This window comes from Amycolatopsis sp. NPDC098790 (assembly GCF_044759945.1).
GTDB lineage: Bacteria > Actinomycetota > Actinomycetes > Mycobacteriales > Pseudonocardiaceae > Amycolatopsis.
Map to the genome: position 1 here is coordinate 307,688 of NZ_JBIWAI010000003.1, position 15,619 is coordinate 323,306.

Sequence of the window (15,619 nt, forward strand, 5' to 3'; positions counted from 1 at the left end):
AACGTGTGCTTTATGCACGCATCTCGGAACCTCGCCTTCGCCGGCCTGCTGCTCGGCATGGCCATGGCCCAGCTCGACGGCCTGGTCGTCACCGCGGCCCTGCCCGCGATCGGTGCCGACCTGCACGCCCGCACCGGTCTCGTCGCCGTGACCGCAGCCGGCTTGCTCACCCTGACCGTCGCGACGCCGCTGCACGGCCGGCTCGGCGACCTCCACGGCCGCCGGATCTCCTTCGCCGCTTCGGTTCTCGTGTTCGCCGCGGCCTCGGCGTGGTGCGCCGCCGCGCCCGACCTCGGCTCGCTCGTCGCCGCGCGCGCCCTGCAGGGCCTGGGCGGGAGCGGCCTGATCGTCACGGCGATGAGCGCGCTCGGCGAGCTGTTCGAGCGCGACGAGCTGCTGCGCCGCCAGGGCTGGCAGACGGCGGTGTTCGCGGCCGCCACCCTCGGTGGCCCGCCGCTGGGCGGCCTGCTCGCCGCGGGGCCGGGCTGGCGCTGGATCTTCCTGGTCAACCTGCCGCTGTGCGTGCCCGCGCTGGTGCTCGGCCTGCGCGGGTTGCCCGCGAAACCGCGTCGCGCAGGCGAAAAGTTCGACGTCGGGAGCAGCCTCCTGCTCGTGGCCGCGGGGTCGGCGGTCGTCGCGCTCGGCACCGTCGACACCCTCGCCCACAGTCCACTGTGGACGCCGGTGCTGGCCGGAACCGCGGTGGCGGCGGGCTTCCTGTTCGTGCGCAGGCAGCGCCGGGCGAAGAGCCCGCTGATCTCGCCGAAGGTCTTCGCGGACGCCGTCCTCGCACGCGCGGTGCTGGTCAACGGCCTGGCGGGCGCCGCGCTCTACGGCACCTTCACCTACGTCGCGCTGGTCGCGGCGTTGCGCACGAGCGCGGCCGGCACGGGGCTCCTGCTGGTCGCGATGACCGCCGGGCAGCTCGCGTTGTCCGCCTCCTTCGCCGCGCTGGCCCGGCGGTACCCGGAAATGGCGGCGTGGGGCCGGTTCGGCTGCTTCCTCGGCACAGTCGGGCTCGCCGCGGTCGCCGTCGCGGCCGCGCGGGACGGCAGCCCGTGGCTCCTCGCGCCGGGCCTGTTCGCGATCGGCGCGGCCTTCGCGGTCTGCACGTCCGCGTACACCGTCCTGGGTCAGACGCGAGCCCGGCGCGACCTGCTGGGCGTCACGCTGGGGTCGCTCACCTTCGCCCGGCAGGCCGGCGGGCTGGCCGGGGCCGCGGTGTTCGGCTGGCTCGCGCTGGCCACGACCGGTGGCCTCGAGGCCGGCGGGCTCACCGTCGTGTTCGGCGCCGCGGCCGCGATCATGCTCCTGGCCTGCGTCGCCGCGCCCGCTGTCACGTCTTCCGAAGCGGTCTCGTCCTCCTCGTGACCGCGAACGAAGGAGAACGCCGATGCCTCGCATCCCCGCGAAGAAGACGTCCGAAGCCGGCCTCGTGCTCAAGCTGATGTACCGGTTCGCGGGCCGCCGCTACGGCGCCGTGCCCGAGCCGATGGCCGTCGCCGCCCACCACCCGGCCCTGCTCCGCACCTACGCGGTGCACGAAACGCTGGCCGAGCGGGCGTCGAAGAAGGTGCCCGCGAACGTGCGCGAGCTCGCCGTCTACCGCGTCGCCAGCCGTATCGGCTGCTCGTGGTGCGTCGACTTCGGCACCATGCTGCAGAAGCACGACGGCCTGGACGTCGAGCGGCTGAAGAAGATCGACGACTACGCGACCTCGCCCGCGTTCAGCGACCAGGAACGGCTGGCGATCGCCTACGCCGACGCGATGTCCGGCGACCAGGTCACCGTGACCGACGAGCAGGTCGCCGAGCTCGAGCGCGAGTTCGGCCGCGCCGGCGTGGTCGAGCTGACCTACCAGATCGCGCTGGAGAACTCGCGCGCCCGGATGAACAGCGCGCTCGGCATCGTCGACCAGGGCTTCACCTCGGGCGACGCCTGCCGCGTCCCGCTCCCGTAGGACTCCGGGGATCGGACCCCGGGTGGACGCGCCGCCGGGGTCCGCCGCGGGACCGTTCCCGCATGCACCTCGTCGCCAGTGAACGGATCAAGCTCTTCAGCATCGCCACGCCCTGGGTGTGCGGCGTCTTCGCGCTCGTCGCGCTGGCCTTCCCGGCCGCGCTCACGGCGTTGACGGCCACCGAGTCCAGGCTGCCGCCGACCGTCGCGAGCACCCAGTTCGGCTACCAGCTCGCGCTGGTCGCGGTGCTGCTGCTGGGGGCGCTCGCGGTGACGAGCGAGTACCACTCCGGCACGATCCACGGCACCTTCCAAGCGGTGCCGAGCCGGACTCCGGTGCTGCTGGCCAAGGCCGCGCTCGTCGCCGGGTACGCGTTCGGGATCGGCGAAGGGGCCGCGTTCGCGGCCTGGCTGGTCGCGCGAGTCCTCGCTCCGGACGCCGACTTGGCGCTGGACAGCGTCGCGGACTGGACGGTCGTCGCCGGTACCGGTCCGGTGTTCGCGCTGGGCGCCGTCTGCGGGGTCGGCGTCGGCCTGCTCGTGCGCCACACCGCCGGCGCGGTCGCGCTGCTCGTCGCCTACCCGCTGATGGCGGAGAACGTCGTCCAGCTGATCCCGCGGGCCGGGCAGGCGATCCACCGGTGGCTGCCGCTGAACGCCGTCACGAAGTTCCTCAGCGGCACCGGTGAGGCGAACGCGGGCCGGGACGGCGGAAACGCCACGGTGCTGTCCGACTCGCCGTTGCCCCCGGGCTGGGCGCTGGCCTACTTCGGCGCCTTCGCCGTGCTGCTGCTGGCGGCCGGGATCACGCGGGCTCGTCGCCGGGACGCGTGATGCGGGTCAGCTTGTCCGGGTTGACGACGTCGTAGATCGCCACGATCTTCCCGTCGCGGATGCTGACCGACTGGACGTGCTCGTCGAGGGCGAGGAAGCCGTCGCGGCCCGGCATCGGCGCCAGGTACATCCCGAGGTCGCCGTTGACCAGCACCGGCGCGCCGCGCTCGACCATGCCGGGGGCGTACTTGCGGGTGAGGCCGACGAAGAACCGGGCGATCTTGTCCGGGCCGAGGATGATCTGGCGGGTGGTGCGCCCCTTGCCGTCCGAGTCGCCGATGAGCACGACGTCCGGGGCCAGCAGCTCGGTCATCGCCCGGATGTCGCCCTGCTGCAGGGCGGTGACGAACTTTTCGAGGATCTTGGCTTGGTCCTCCAGCGGCACGCGCGGTGCCGGGTCGGCGTCGGCGAGGGCCTTGCGGCCGCGGGACGCGTGCTGGCGCGCGGCGTCGACCGAGACGCCGAGCGCGTCGGCGATCTCCGCGAACGGCACCGAGAAGGCGTCGTGCAGCACGAACGCGACGCGCTGCTCCGGGGTCAGCTTGTCGAGCACGACCAGCGCGGCCATCCGCAGCCCGTCGTCACGCACGGCGACGTCGAGGGGGTCTTCGCTCACCGGGCGCCCGAACGGCGTGACGACCGGCTCGGGCAGCCAGTTGCCGACGTACTTCTCCCGCTGGGCCGCGGCCGACTTCAGCCGGTCGAGGCAGATCCGGCCGACGACGGTGGTCAGCCAGCCCCGCAGGTCCCGGATCGCCGCGCGGCCGGCGTCGTCGAGCCCGGCCAGCCGCAACCAGGACTCCTGGACGGCGTCCTCGGCATCGGCGCGGGTACCGGTCAGCCGGTAGGCGACCCCGATGAGGTGACCGCGGTGCGCGGCGAACTCAGCGGCGAGGGTGTCCTGGGCGGTGGGCGTGGAGACCATGCCCCGAGTGTGCCGCAAACGGCGAGGCTAAAGTGGGCGGCGTGGCAGGACGGATTCGGGAGAGCGACATCGCGGAGGTGCGCGAGCGGAACCGGATCGACGAGGTCGTCGGGGAGTACGTGGCGCTGCGCCGCGCCGGTGGAGGCAGCCTGAAGGGCCTCTGCCCGTTCCACAACGAGAAGACCCCGTCGTTCAACGTCCGCCCGACGCACGGCACCTTCCACTGCTTCGGCTGTGGCGAGGGCGGCGACGTGATCAAGTTCATCCAGAAGATCGACCTGATCACCTTCGTGGAGGCCGTCGAGCGGCTGGCCGACCGGGTCGGCATCCGGCTCACCTACGAAGGCGGCGGCGCGACGATCCAGCGCGACCGCGGCAGCCGCAGCCGGCTGATCGAGGCGCACCGCGCGGCCCAGGAGTTCTACGCCGAACAGCTGGTCACCGACGAGGCGCGCCCGGCGCGGGACTTCCTGTCCGAGCGCGGTTTCGACGCCGCCGCGGCGAAGACGTTCGGCTGCGGGTACGCACCCGGCGGCTGGGACAAGCTGACGAAGTTCCTGCTCAACCGCGGGTTCGAGGTCAAGGAGCTGCTCACGGCGGGGCTGTCCAAGGAGGGCCAGCGCGGCCCGATGGACCGCTTCCACCGGCGCCTGGTCTGGCCGATCCGCGACGTCGGCAACGAGGTCGTCGGCTTCGGCGCGCGGCGGCTGTTCGACGACGACCGGATCTCGGCCAAGTACCTCAACACCGCCGAGTCGCCGATCTACAAGAAGTCCCAGGTCATGTTCGGCCTCGACCTGGCCAAGCGCGAGATCGCGAAGCGGCACCAGGTCGTCGTGGTCGAGGGCTACACCGACGTGATGGCGATGCACGCGGCGGGCGTGCCGACGGCGGTCGCGTCGTCGGGCACGGCGTTCGGCGAAGACCACATGAAGGTGCTTCGCCGGCTGATGATGGACGACGACGCCTTCCGCGGCGAAGTCATCTTCACCTTCGACGGTGACGAAGCAGGTCAGAAGGCCGCGCTGAAGGCGTTCGAGGGCGACCAGACGTTCGCGGGCCAGACGTACATCGCGGTCGCGCCGGACGGCATGGACCCGTGCGAGCTGCGCCTGGCCAAGGGCGACAGCGCGGTGAAGGACCTGGTCGCGCGGCGGACCCCGCTGTTCGAGTTCGTCATCCGGAGCACGCTCAAGAACTACGACCTCGACTCGGTCGACGGCCAGGTCGCGGCGCTGCAGAAGACCGTGCCGATGGTGGCGTCGATCAAGGACCGCGCGGCCCGCGACGGCTACGCGTCGAAGCTCGCCTGGTGGGTGGGCTGGCAGGACGTCGCCCAGGTGGTCAACCGGGTCCGCGGCAGCGCGGGCGCGACCGACAAGCGCGGTGGCGCGCCGCTGCGCCAGCCCGCGCGCGGTCAGCAGGCGGCCCCGGCGGCGCCTTCCCAGGACGTGGCCCGCCCGGCGCCGAAGGACCCGCGGTTCGCCGTCCAGCGCGAGGCGCTGAAGGCCGCGCTGCAGCAGCCCGCGATCGCCGGGCCGGAGTACGACGCCTTGCCGCTGGAGGCGTTCACGCACCCGGTGTACGTGGCCGTCCACGAGGCTGTGTTGAAGGCCGGCGGCGCGGGTTCGGGTCTGACCGGCCCGGCGCTGCTGGACGCCGCGGCCCCGCACTGTCCGGAAGGGACGGTCCGGCGGGTGCTGTCCGAGCTGGCCGTGGAACCGTTGCAGGCCAAGGACGAAGTCGACTCGCGGTACATCTCCTCGATCCTCGCCCGGCTCCAGGAGGGGCTCGTCGGACGGCAGATCGCGGAGATCAAGGGGAAGCTGCAACGGCTTTCGCCGGTCGAAGCGCCGGACGACTACCGCGCGCTGTTCGGCGACCTCGTCGCGCTGGAGCAGTACAAGAAGTCGCTGGGTGAGCAGGCGGCCGCCAGCACGTGGAGCTGACATGAGTTTCCTGCGCCGGTTGCTGGGCGACCGCACGCCGCCGGACTTCGCGGGGTCGCTGGACGCGGGTGAGGACGTCGTCGAGAGCGCCCCGGTCGAGGGCGGCGGGTACCTGGTCGTGACGGCGCTGGGCCTGTGGGTCCCGTCCGAAGACGGCGCGCGCCGCGTCGGCTGGCACCTGGTCGGCAAGGCGGCCTGGGCGGACGGCGTCTTCACGCTCACCGAGTCGTCCGAGGTCGGCACGGCGGGTTCGGCGGTCGTGCTGGCCGACCTGCCGCCGGTGCGCTTCCGGTTGCCGGCGCCGGGCAAGGTGCCGCGCGAGGCCTACCAGCGCGTCGAGGGCTCGATCCGGTCGCGGCACCGGCAGGAGATCGGGTCCGGGGGAGCGTGGTTCGTGCAGCGCAAGGTGCCCGGCCGCGACGGCAGCGTCCTGCAGGTCCGGCCCGACCCGGGCACCGACGCCGAACTGGTGGCCGCCATCGCCGAGCAGGTCGCCGCGAAGCTGGTCAACCCCGCCGAGTAGCAGTACGCTCGTACTCAGTACAGGCGTACTGTTTGCTGGGAGGCGGCCGTGTGGGATCCGGACAAGTACCTCGACTACGCCGACTTGCGGGCCCGGCCGTTCCACGACCTGGTCTCCCGCATCGGCGCCACTGCACCGCGCCGCGTCGTCGACCTGGGGTGCGGCCCGGGCAACCTGACGGTTTCGTTGCGCTCACGATGGCCTTCGGCGGCCCTGGAGTGCAGTGATAGTTCACCCGAAATGGTGACGGCCGCCCGCGCCCGCGGTCTCGACGCGTCCCTGCTCGACGTGCGCGACTGGCAGCCGGCGCCGGACACCGACGTCGTCGTGTCGAACGCCGTCCTGCAGTGGGTGCCGGACCACGCGTCTTTGCTGCGTTCCTGGGTTTCGTCGCTGCCCTCGGGGGCGCACCTGGCGGTCCAGGTGCCGGGCAACTTCAACGCGCCGTCGCACGCGCTGACCAGGCAATTGGCAGCGTCCCCGGCGTGGTCGTCCCGCCTGGCCGAGGTGGTTCTTCGCGAGGACGACGCGGTCTCGAGCCCGCTGGAGTACGCGAACCTCCTGGCCGACGCGGGTTGCGGCGTCGACGCCTGGGAGACGACGTACGTGCAGCCGTTGCGCGGGCCGTCACCGGTGCTGGAGTGGATCACCGGGACGGCGTTGCGCCCGATCCGCGCGGCCCTCGCCGACGCCGAGTGGGAGCAGTTCCGCGCGGAGCTGGCCCCGCTGCTGGCGTCGGCGTACCCCGCACGTGCCGACGGGACGACGTGGTTCGAGTTCCGCCGGGTGTTCTTCGTGGCTACCGTTTGACCTTCTCGCCGATCTTGGCCCGCGCAACCCCGGCGGCACCTTGGACCATGGGGTGGTCGACGACGCGGCGGTAGGTGCGCACGAGCTGCTCGTACCGCCCCCGGCCTGCCTTGGCGCCCAGCACGTACCCCAGGCCTGCCCCCAGCAGGAACTTCTTCATCCGCGTCCACGCCTTCCGTCTGTAGGTCGTCCGACTGTCCATTGTCCAGGAAAACGGCCCGGAGGGGGCGGTTGCGCCAAGTGGGGGGTGGTGCGAAGGGGGTTGGTGGCATGGGCTAAAGTTCTTCTCGTCGGACGGAGACGGACGACACCGGAAGTGAGCAACATTCCCCTGTAGCTCAACTGGCAGAGCATTCGGCTGTTAACCGGAGGGTTCTTGGTTCGAGTCCAAGCGGGGGAGCAAAGCCCAGGTCGTCGACCTGGGCTTTTTTGCTACCCATGGGTAGGGGTGATCTGTGTCTGTCTTGACGATCGTCCAGGGATGGGGTTGGCCATGGACGCCGGTTCACAGGGGCGCGTGGGACGGTGCCGCCGACCTGTGCCTTGGCGTCCCGTCGGCGATACCGTCGCGATGCCCGGGGTCGTTCGGGTAGCTCGATGACCCTGCAGCCGGGCTGGCCACTGACCGGGGCTGACGGCGAGGGACGTACCTCGGATGCCCCAAGCGGGCAAGGTGTCGTTCATGGGTCGAGGTCCCCGCCGTGAACGGGTCAATTTCAGGGAGTCTCGTCAAGGTGCCCGCACGCGTGAGTTCGTGCGGCGGGACGAAGCTGATCCTGTCAACGTGTGCAACCGCGACGGACAGCCGATGCGGACGCTGGACAACCGACGGAACTGGCAGGAGGAGTCGGATCGGCTCGCGGTGTGGTTTCGGATCTTCGCCCGGTGACGCAGAAGCGGCTGACTGCCTTCGTGATCCGGTGTCCGGCGAGAGGCTGCCTGCTGGGCCGCGTCTTCCGGCAGGGGGATCCGAAGGCAAGAGTTCGGTATGTCTGGCTGGCTCGGGTTCATGCCGGCCAGGACTCGGCTGCCATCGTCAGTCGCACGCAGTCCAAGCCGTCCACGTCACGGACAACGGCACCGACTTCGTCGATCTGGTCATCGCTGGCTCCCTCGGTACGGGGGTGGTCACCGCGACCGCGCATCACTTGTTCTGGAATGACACCACTCGACGATGGGCGTACGCCGCTGACCTCGTGCAGGGTCGACAACTCGATACGCCTGGCGATGTTCGCGCCACGGTAGTCGGCACCGGTCGGCATACGATGGTCGCCCGGACGTACAACTTGACCATCAGCAACGTCCACACGTTCTATGTGATGGCTGGAACGACTGCCGGTCTCGTACACAACGGAGCTCGCTGTGTCGAGGACCTGGTTGACGGCATATTTCGATATGACGACGGCTCTATTCGCACCGCAGACGTGCAATGGGCCGGAACGTTGGGTGCGAATGTCGGAGCCGACGCCGAAAAGGCGGTGTAGGGCGACCTTTCGGCACGTGGGCTGAACATTGTGCGATGGCTAATCGGGACGCTGCCCAACGGGCCTGCGACAACTGGGTTGAAAGCGGGAATATCGCCAAAGGCACTGGTCGGACTCAAGGTTTCAGGATCATCGGTGTGCGATTGGTTAACGTCTGAACCGTGCTTTCGGTTGTTCTGATATGATCTGCCTTTGGTGTAAGTTTGAAAGTGCCCCATGGGAGATGTCGTGGATGCGGAAGTTGTCATTCGAGAATTCAATGGTGCGACTGTTCGTCCGGCTAGCGAACTGAACATTCGGATAACGGTAGTCGGCCTTCGCCCCGGCGAGCATGTCGTTCTGGAACGCGATGGCGAGTAAGGAAAAGTCGACGTTCACTATGTCCAGGCTAGACTTCGACCGGAGGGGGGATATCAGCTTGAATATCGAGCGGGGGGAGCGGCGGAGCACTTCCAGACATTGACAGATTCTCGGGATGACGTGGTGGCCGCCCTTGCGGATTGGGTGAAGGGCGACTTCTCGTGGCGAGACAAGTTCGAGTGGAAGTCGATCGGCGATTGGTTCACACGTCAGTAAGCTGATCAGCGGAGTTTACGAGTTTGAGGGTCGTTATCTTTGCTCAGCTCTGGCCATTTTTCGAGCAAAGTTGAAACATACCGTAAAAATTCTCGGAGTCGGTGGCTGTGCGGCCTCGGCGACAACGTACTGGTCATATATTTGCAAAAAGAGCCTCTCGGCCCATCGGTCGGCTGCGGGGCGGGCGCCGTCCCACACCGCCAAGTCATAGCTCATGCTCGCATGGTCTCATAGATGCCGCAAAACACTGGGGGAGTACTCTGACCGGTAACGGCCGCTGCGGCACCGTGGGTGTCGTAAAGTGCGGCTGGTGCGCAAGTCGGGTGGCGATCGTTGCTCATCGCCATGAGAGTGCGTACGAACCCGAGCCAGTCCTGCATCGCCGTTGAAGCGGACGTCGGAGCTGTCGACTGCAGAGTTTCGGCGTTCATTAAGTGTCCGGATTTGGCTCGCGGCGTGATGCTGCGGCCTACGCCGCGGGACTGGAGGTGGATCGGCGTCGGCGGGTGTGGATCGATCCGGGGACAGCGCGGCCACAGTAGCTGAGTGGGGTGCTGCGGTGGTTCCGGCCGCTGGATCTGGATCCGCGGACGATCGAGAGCTACCGGAGCCGGCTGCGGTGTCACATCCTGCCGAAGTTCGGTCACATGCCGCTGGGTGCGATCACGGCGCCGGATGTGACCGAGTGGATCCGGGAATTGGAGCGGGGTGGGGTTGGCCACGTCGACGGTGAGCTCGCAGCTGAACCTGCTGTCGATGCTGCTGACCGATGCCGCCGATGAGCGGCTGATTCCGTTCAATCCGGTGCGGGGGCGGAGGCGCCGGGGTCGGCGGTCGCGGCGGGCGGTGTCGGAGCGGATCTGGGCGGCACCACTGCCGCCGACGCCATCACCGAATGTGGTCGAGAGGGCTGCGTCGATCCAGTCTGTTTCGACAGCCGTCGTGGTTCAGTGGTTCAGTGCGCGGCGAAGCCCGGTGCGCGAGTCGGTGCCGAGTTCGTGGCAGGCACTGAGTTCGAGCTTTCGGACCGCGTCCAGGTTCAACACCATCCGGTGCGCGATCGCGGCTTCCGAACGCCCCTCGGCGGCGAGCTGCGCGACCCGTCGCAAACGCGGTGACAGCGCGTTGACGCGCGGCGGTGGTTCGGCCGTTACCCCCATGTCGCCGAGTTGCCGGGCGACGTCCTTCCGGAGGGCGGGGGCGCCGCATTCGTCGGCCAGCGCGACGGCCTCGGTGAACGTGCGACGAGCGTCTTCGGCGTGTCCCGATCGGGCGAACACCGCGCCGAGCTGTGCGAGCGTCTGCAGGTACTGCCACCGGTCGGGTGCGCTTCGCAGCACGCGCGCGGATTCCTCCAGCAGCTCCGCGCGGTCCGCGTCGACCGCCGCGAGGGTTCGGAGCGCCTGACCGCGGGTGGCCGGGTCGCCGAAGCGGTCGGCCAGCCGGACCGTGTCGGACGCGATCTGCCGGGACTCCTCCGGCGCCGAATGACGCAGGGCCTCGGCCAGGCCGAGTCGCCAGCCGCACACCGCGGGGTTCGTCATGGACGCTGCGTCGAGCCGGTTTCCCACCGTGCGGAGGATGGCTGCGGCCCGGTTTTGCCGGCCCTGCGCGAGGGACAGCGCGCCCGCCACCGCCTCGGGCACCGGCATGATGACCGCGTCCGGCCGGTGCTCCCGGTACCCGCGCTCCGCGCAGACCGCGACCGCCGCGTCGACCTCTCCGCGGGCCAGCAGCGCTTCGACGAGAGTGCCGGTGGCGAACCACTCGGCGGGGGTTCCGCTGCCACTGCGGACGGCCAGGCGCAGGGCGATGCCGGCGTCGGCGACGGCGTCGGGCAGCCGGCCGAGCCGCAGTGCCGAGTGCCCGCGGTTCGCGTGGGCGAAGGCGAGGTGCGCGCCACGCCAGCCGTGCCGTTCGAACTCGTCGATCGCCTGGCCGAACATCCGGTGGGAGACGTCCGCGGCACCGGAGTAGAGGTGCACGAACCCGGTCATGGTCGCGATTTCCATCCCTTGGTCCACGTCGGCGAACACGACACCGCGCCGGACGACGCGCTCGACCGCGGCGAACCCTTCGGCGCGCGGCCGGCCGCGCAGGACGAGGCTCCACGCGTGCAGCACGATCAGCAGCCGTTCGACGTCGGTGTCACCGGCCAGCGGCGGCGCGGTCCGGTCGAGCAGGTCCATGCGGTCGACGCGCAGCGGGTCGTCGTCCCACCAGGCGGCCCACAGCAGCTGTTCGGCGAGCAACCGCTGCCGCTGCCGTTCGTCGGTGCAGCGCTCGAGCGCGTCGTCGAGCAGGCGCACGCCGTCGCCGAGCTGGTCGGCGTAGCCGTGGGCCTTCGCGAGCGCGACGGCCGCGTCCGTGCGCAAGACGTCGTCGGGGGCCTGCCGGTAGGCCGCGCGCAGTTCGGGAACCGCCGCCGCCACTTCCCGCAGGGCGAGGGCCTGGCCGTACCGCAGCCGCACCCGGCACTGCCGGGCGACGGGCGGCGGTTCTCCGGCCGCCCGCTCGAGGTAGCGGGCGGCGGTCGCGGCGAGCCCCGACCCGAGCGCGTCCTCGGCCGCGGTGGTCATCCGGTCGGTGACCCAGGGGTCACCGGCGGCGTGGACGTCGAGCAGGTGCGCGGCGACGGCGTCGGGCGCGGCGTGCCGGTCGTGCAGCAGCCGCGCGGCGGCCAGGTGGAGATCGCTGCGGAGCGACGGATCGATGTCGTCGTAGACGGCGCTGTGGATGATCGGATGGCGGAAATCGACCGTCGGTCCGGCGGCGAGGATCGCCGCGTCGCACAGCCGGTCGTACTCGCGCTTCGCCTCGGCCGTGGTCACCCCGGCGAGCAGGGCGGTGTCCCCGAGCGGGTGCCCCGGGCCGAGGACCGCGCCGGCGTGCGCGAGCCGTCGGGCGGCCGGGCCGAGACCGGCGAGCCGTTCGGACAGGTACTGCACGACGTGCCGCGGGGTGAGCGTGCCGACCAGTTCCGCGTCGGCTGCGGTGGGCTTCAGGTCGCGTTCCCGGGCCATGTCGAGCATCCAGCGCAGGTAGAACGGATTGCCCCCGCTGCGGTCGAGCAGCGCGGCGCAGAACCGGTCGTCGGGTTCGCCGCCCGGCGTCCGGTGGGCGAGCGGACCGCGGTGCACCATCGTCCGCACCGCCGCCGGCCCGAGGGGACGCGGGCGCACGACTTCCGTCGCCCGCAGCGCGATGCGCGTGAGCGCGGGCCGCTCGTGCGGCCGGTGCGCCAGCAGCAGCACGACGGGCAGCCCGGTGAGGCGGTCGGCGAGGAATTCCAGCCACTGCAACGACTCCTCGTCGAGCAGGTGCGCGTCGTCGACGGCGAGCAACAGTCCTTCCTCGTCGCTTCCGACGCCCAGCAAGGAGGTCGCGTTCACGACCAGCCAGTACAACGCCTCCGTCAGTCCGATCATCGAGTCGGGGCTGCGATGGCGGACCCGGGGAACGCCGAGGGGAAGGCGCGCGAGATCCGCCGCGCCGGCGAACAGCGCTCGCTGTTCCCGCTCGCCGTGGCCGGTGACCCAGCGGGCCAGCAACGTGCGGGCCGCGCCGAACGCCATCGTCTGGTCCCGCTGGTTGCCCCGGACGGCCAGCGGCACGATGCCCCGGACCGCCGCCTCCGTGCACACCTGGGCCAGGAGCTGCGACTTGCCGATCCCCGCGGGGCCCTCGACCAGGACCGTCGCGCCGACGCGGGCCCGCACCGCGTCCAGCACCGCCGAGCAGCGGTCCAGTTCGTCGTCCCGCTCCAGGAGCCCGCTGTCGGACGCGGTGTGCCCCGGCAGCCGCAAGGCGTGCAGGACCCGCCGCACGTCCATGGGGGCGTGCCCGTTGGCGCGGGCCGACACGACGCACCCGGCGACCACCTTGCCGACGAATTCTTCGCGCGGACTCCGTTTCCCCGACATCACCTCGGAAAAGGTGGCCGCGGAGATCCCGCTGCGCCGCGCCAGGACGGCGTCGCTGGGGCCGCCGACCACGCGCTGCAAGGTGCGCAGCTGGCGTCGGACGCGGTCATCGGACTCGGCCACCTTCGCCTCCCCGCCGGTGCGCTCGCCCAGGAACTGCGCCTGCGTCCTACCAGGTTAGCCCGGCGCCGCGAATCGTTCGGTTCTTCGAGACCGGTGCGAACCCGCCCGGACGCCGTCCACGCTGGTCGTCATCAGACAGCGGGGAAAGCCCTTCGCGGGCCCGCGGTGAGTCGCCCGATGCCCTCGACCTTCCAAGCGAACGGAAACCAGACGATGAAACTCCTCCTCACGCCGATTTCGACCGTCAAACTGTGCGGTGTCTGCCTTTTGGTGGGCTTTCTGGCCAGCTTGCTCCTCTGACGGGAAAGAGGCTCCCCTGCCCGAGCGCGATGGTGACGACGAGCAGTGATCGAGGGCGCAGGAATTGTCGGTGGGCGCCGGTAGGGTCCGGCCGTGTCTTCCACCGCAGCACCCACCGACAACGGACGCGAGATCCCCGGCATCGCGGAGCTCGCCCGGACCGCCACCCGCCTGCACCCTCGGCAAGGCGCGCCCACCGCTCGCGACAGCCACATCGGAGGTCCCCTGTGGTGGCCCGCGAGCGAGCCGTGGCCGCACTGCGACGGACGGATGCCGACCTCCAGTGGACGACCGCAGGAGGGCTGGACGGCCGAGCACCTGGTCGACGGACCGGTCGCGCTCGTCAGTGCCGTCCAGCTCTACCGCCGCGACTTCCCGGACCTGCCCTTCCCCGACGGCACCGACCTGCTGCAGGTGCTGCTCTGCCCGAACGAGCACGACGGCGAGCGCTACTACGGCCCCGCGGTCCACATCGTCTGGCGCGCGGCCGCGGACGTGAACGAGATCGCCGGCCCACCACCTCGGCCGTCGAGCGTCGACGGCGAATTCCTTCCCCGGCCGTGCGTGTTCGCCCCCTGCCGGGTCGTCGAATACCCGGAGCTCGACGAACTGCCGGACCACATCAAGCGGACGTTGTCGTTCGTGGACCCGGACGGGTTCGTCGACGACGACTACGAGGGATGGCCGTCTGTCGTCCAGGGCAGCAAGGTCGGAGGCTGGGCCTTCTGGTGGCAGACCAGTCCGTGGAAACTCGACTGCCAGGACTGCGGCGCGGGTCTGCGCCTCCTCGTCTCGCTGCACACCTATGAGCACGAAGGCGAGCTGTGCTCTTGCGAGCAGGAGGAGAAGGACCCGGCCGGGTGGGAGTTCGGCAGGCAGGGTGCGCTGAACATCTTCGCCTGTCCGAACGACAGCACCCACGCCTTCAAGCTGCACATCGATTGATGCTGCGGTTGGCGGTCGCGCAGAGCACGGTGCCCGAGGATCCGGCGGATCGGGACGCTCTTCGGGCAAGCGGAGCCGAGATCCGTGCTCTGATGCGGGAGGCGAGTGCCGCGGGTGCCCGGCTCGTGCAGTTCCCGGAGGGCGCGATCACGTATCCGAGCAAGTACGCGGTGTCCAGCGGTGGATCGGAGGAGCTGGCCGAGGCGGATTGGTCGCGTGTCGCTTGGGACGTCCTGCAAGAAGAGGCCGAGGCTGTCGCGGACCTCGCGGGTGAGCTCGGCATCTGGACGGTGTTCGGCTCGATCCACCGGTTGTCCGGGGCGAACCGTCCGCACAACAGCTTGTACGTGGTCTCCGATCGAGGTGAGCTGGTCGGCCGCTACGACAAGCGGTTCCTGTCGCACACCGAGATCAGCTACCTGTACACGCCGGGCGTGGCGCCGCTGGTGTTCGAGGTCGACGGTTTCCGGTTCGGTTGCGTGCTCTGCATCGAGGTCAACTTCCCCGAACTGTTCGCCGAGTACGAACGCCTGGACGTCGACTGCGTGCTGGCCTCGGTGATGGTCGACGACGCGCCGAGGTCGGTCGTGGCCCAGGCGTACGGGACGCTCTACAACTACTGGATCGGCTACTCCGTCCCGGCCCAGTTCAGCGCGACGGCTCCGTCCGGCATCGTCGCGCCCGGCGGTCGCTGGATCGGACGCAGTAACGGCGACGGGCGGCCTGGCCTCGCCATCGCGGAGCTTGATCGCGCGACGCCGGACGCCGACATCGATGTGGCCATCCGGCTCGCACGGCCCTGGCGCCGCACGGTGGGAGCGAGTCTCTACGAACACCGCGTCGTGCACGGAGACCCGCGAAGCGACACTCGCACCGCATTCTGACGTGTTCCGGCCGGTGAACTGGCGGCCAAGCTCGACGACAGCTTCGCGATCACCGAGCGGTGAACTGGTCTCCGTGACGCGGCGTCGTCCGCTCGTCGGCGGGCTTGAGCGAGGACCGTCTCCGAGTGGCCCATGCCGTACACCACCGCTGTGTCCCACAGCGTGAACCCGTTCGACTGCGCCCTTTCGACGACCTCTCGCAGGCCGGACGCGGTCAGCCGGCTGCCGAAGTTGCCGTTGCCCGCCTCGCCGCTGTCTCCACAGGCCTACGCGCCCAGCGCCACCGCCGGCGTCTTGCTCGTCATGTGCACTGCGTGACCAGCGGCTACCGTGGATGACCTGGATCAGCCGCCCGGGAACCGCGGCGAGATCCGGGACTTCCTG

13 protein-coding genes, 1 tRNA gene and 1 pseudogene are annotated in these 15,619 nt (G+C 70.4%); 11 read left to right on the plus strand and 4 right to left on the minus strand.

Features of this window, described 5'->3' with window-relative positions; genetic code table 11:
- Positions 1-12: 12 nt before the first annotated feature.
- From ACIQWX_RS26960 to ACIQWX_RS26970, 3 genes are all read left to right on the plus strand, one after another.
- Positions 13-1,371, plus strand: a complete 1,359-nt coding sequence (locus ACIQWX_RS26960; protein ID WP_400876654.1) for an MFS transporter — start codon at positions 13-15, stop codon at positions 1,369-1,371.
- A gap of 22 nt (positions 1,372-1,393) precedes the next feature.
- Entirely contained in the window at positions 1,394-1,960 is a 567-nt protein-coding gene (locus tag ACIQWX_RS26965) for a carboxymuconolactone decarboxylase family protein (protein WP_400876657.1), read from the plus strand.
- A gap of 62 nt (positions 1,961-2,022) precedes the next feature.
- A complete protein-coding gene (locus ACIQWX_RS26970; protein WP_400876660.1) occupies positions 2,023-2,793 on the plus strand; it encodes a hypothetical protein in 771 nt (256 codons plus the stop codon).
- On the opposite strand, the gene ACIQWX_RS26975 is transcribed toward ACIQWX_RS26970, so the two are convergent.
- On the minus strand, positions 2,765-3,718 hold the full coding sequence (locus ACIQWX_RS26975; protein ID WP_400876663.1) for a sigma-70 family RNA polymerase sigma factor: 954 nt from the start codon (positions 3,716-3,718) through the stop codon (positions 2,765-2,767). The two genes, ACIQWX_RS26970 and ACIQWX_RS26975, sit on opposite strands and share 29 nt — an antisense overlap.
- A 32-nt stretch (positions 3,719-3,750) precedes the next feature.
- On the opposite strand from ACIQWX_RS26975, the gene dnaG reads away from it, so the two are divergent.
- The 3 genes from dnaG to ACIQWX_RS26990 are packed head-to-tail and all read left to right on the plus strand — an operon-like array spanning position 3,751 to position 7,000.
- The gene (dnaG, locus tag ACIQWX_RS26980; RefSeq protein ID WP_400876666.1) at positions 3,751-5,667 is read left to right on the plus strand and encodes a DNA primase; all 1,917 of its coding nucleotides are present in this window, start codon (positions 3,751-3,753) and stop codon (positions 5,665-5,667) included.
- Position 5,668: 1 nt separating this feature from the next.
- Positions 5,669-6,190, plus strand: a complete 522-nt coding sequence (locus tag ACIQWX_RS26985) for a hypothetical protein (protein ID WP_400876669.1) — start codon at positions 5,669-5,671, stop codon at positions 6,188-6,190.
- Between the two features lie 48 nt (positions 6,191-6,238).
- Positions 6,239-7,000, plus strand: a complete 762-nt coding sequence (locus tag ACIQWX_RS26990; RefSeq protein WP_400876672.1) for a trans-aconitate 2-methyltransferase — start codon at positions 6,239-6,241, stop codon at positions 6,998-7,000.
- Here ACIQWX_RS26990 and ACIQWX_RS26995 read toward each other — a convergent pair.
- Complete coding sequence (locus ACIQWX_RS26995) at positions 6,990-7,160, minus strand: hypothetical protein (RefSeq protein ID WP_400876675.1); 171 nt, start codon at positions 7,158-7,160, stop codon at positions 6,990-6,992. The two genes, ACIQWX_RS26990 and ACIQWX_RS26995, sit on opposite strands and share 11 nt — an antisense overlap.
- 167 nt (positions 7,161-7,327) lie before the next feature.
- Here ACIQWX_RS26995 and ACIQWX_RS27000 point away from each other — a divergent pair.
- The 3 genes from ACIQWX_RS27000 (at position 7,328) to ACIQWX_RS27010 (ending at position 9,842) form a co-directional block, all read left to right on the plus strand.
- Positions 7,328-7,400 (plus strand) — tRNA-Asn (locus ACIQWX_RS27000).
- A gap of 724 nt (positions 7,401-8,124) precedes the next feature.
- Positions 8,125-8,484 carry a hypothetical protein gene (locus tag ACIQWX_RS27005; RefSeq protein ID WP_400876678.1) on the plus strand — a complete coding sequence of 120 codons (360 nt, stop codon included), beginning with the start codon at positions 8,125-8,127 and terminating at the stop codon, positions 8,482-8,484.
- A 1,127-nt stretch (positions 8,485-9,611) separates the two neighbouring features.
- Positions 9,612-9,842, plus strand: a complete 231-nt coding sequence (locus ACIQWX_RS27010) for an N-terminal phage integrase SAM-like domain-containing protein (RefSeq protein WP_400876681.1) — start codon at positions 9,612-9,614, stop codon at positions 9,840-9,842.
- 165 nt (positions 9,843-10,007) lie between these two features.
- On the opposite strand, the gene ACIQWX_RS27015 is transcribed toward ACIQWX_RS27010, so the two are convergent.
- Positions 10,008-13,106 (minus strand): ATP-binding protein, encoded by a 3,099-nt coding sequence (locus ACIQWX_RS27015; protein ID WP_400876685.1) that lies wholly within the window; start codon positions 13,104-13,106, stop codon positions 10,008-10,010.
- A 393-nt stretch (positions 13,107-13,499) separates the two neighbouring features.
- Between ACIQWX_RS27015 and ACIQWX_RS27020 the strand changes: the two genes are divergently transcribed.
- Positions 13,500-14,351 carry a hypothetical protein gene (locus ACIQWX_RS27020; protein WP_400876688.1) on the plus strand — a complete coding sequence of 284 codons (852 nt, stop codon included), beginning with the start codon at positions 13,500-13,502 and terminating at the stop codon, positions 14,349-14,351.
- Positions 14,352-14,443: 92 nt separating this feature from the next.
- Entirely contained in the window at positions 14,444-15,235 is a 792-nt protein-coding gene (locus ACIQWX_RS27025) for a carbon-nitrogen hydrolase family protein (protein ID WP_400876691.1), read from the plus strand.
- Here ACIQWX_RS27025 and ACIQWX_RS27030 read toward each other — a convergent pair.
- Positions 15,178-15,456: pseudogene (locus ACIQWX_RS27030) on the minus strand (aldo/keto reductase); the annotation flags it as partial. The gene ACIQWX_RS27025 and the pseudogene ACIQWX_RS27030 sit on opposite strands and share 58 nt — an antisense overlap.
- Between the last annotated feature and the right edge of the window lie 163 nt (positions 15,457-15,619).

Coding starts and splice junctions, on each gene's coding strand:
- ACIQWX_RS26960 (WP_400876654.1), top strand. CDS start 13: ATGCACGCATCTCGGAACCTCGCCTTCGCCGGCCTGCTGCTCGGCATG.
- ACIQWX_RS26965 (WP_400876657.1), top strand. CDS start 1,394: ATGCCTCGCATCCCCGCGAAGAAGACGTCCGAAGCCGGCCTCGTGCTC.
- ACIQWX_RS26970 (WP_400876660.1), top strand. CDS start 2,023: ATGCACCTCGTCGCCAGTGAACGGATCAAGCTCTTCAGCATCGCCACG.
- ACIQWX_RS26975 (WP_400876663.1), bottom strand. CDS start 3,718: ATGGTCTCCACGCCCACCGCCCAGGACACCCTCGCCGCTGAGTTCGCC.
- ACIQWX_RS26985 (WP_400876669.1), top strand. CDS start 5,669: ATGAGTTTCCTGCGCCGGTTGCTGGGCGACCGCACGCCGCCGGACTTC.
- ACIQWX_RS26995 (WP_400876675.1), bottom strand. CDS start 7,160: ATGAAGAAGTTCCTGCTGGGGGCAGGCCTGGGGTACGTGCTGGGCGCC.
- ACIQWX_RS27025 (WP_400876691.1), top strand. CDS start 14,444: ATGCGGGAGGCGAGTGCCGCGGGTGCCCGGCTCGTGCAGTTCCCGGAG.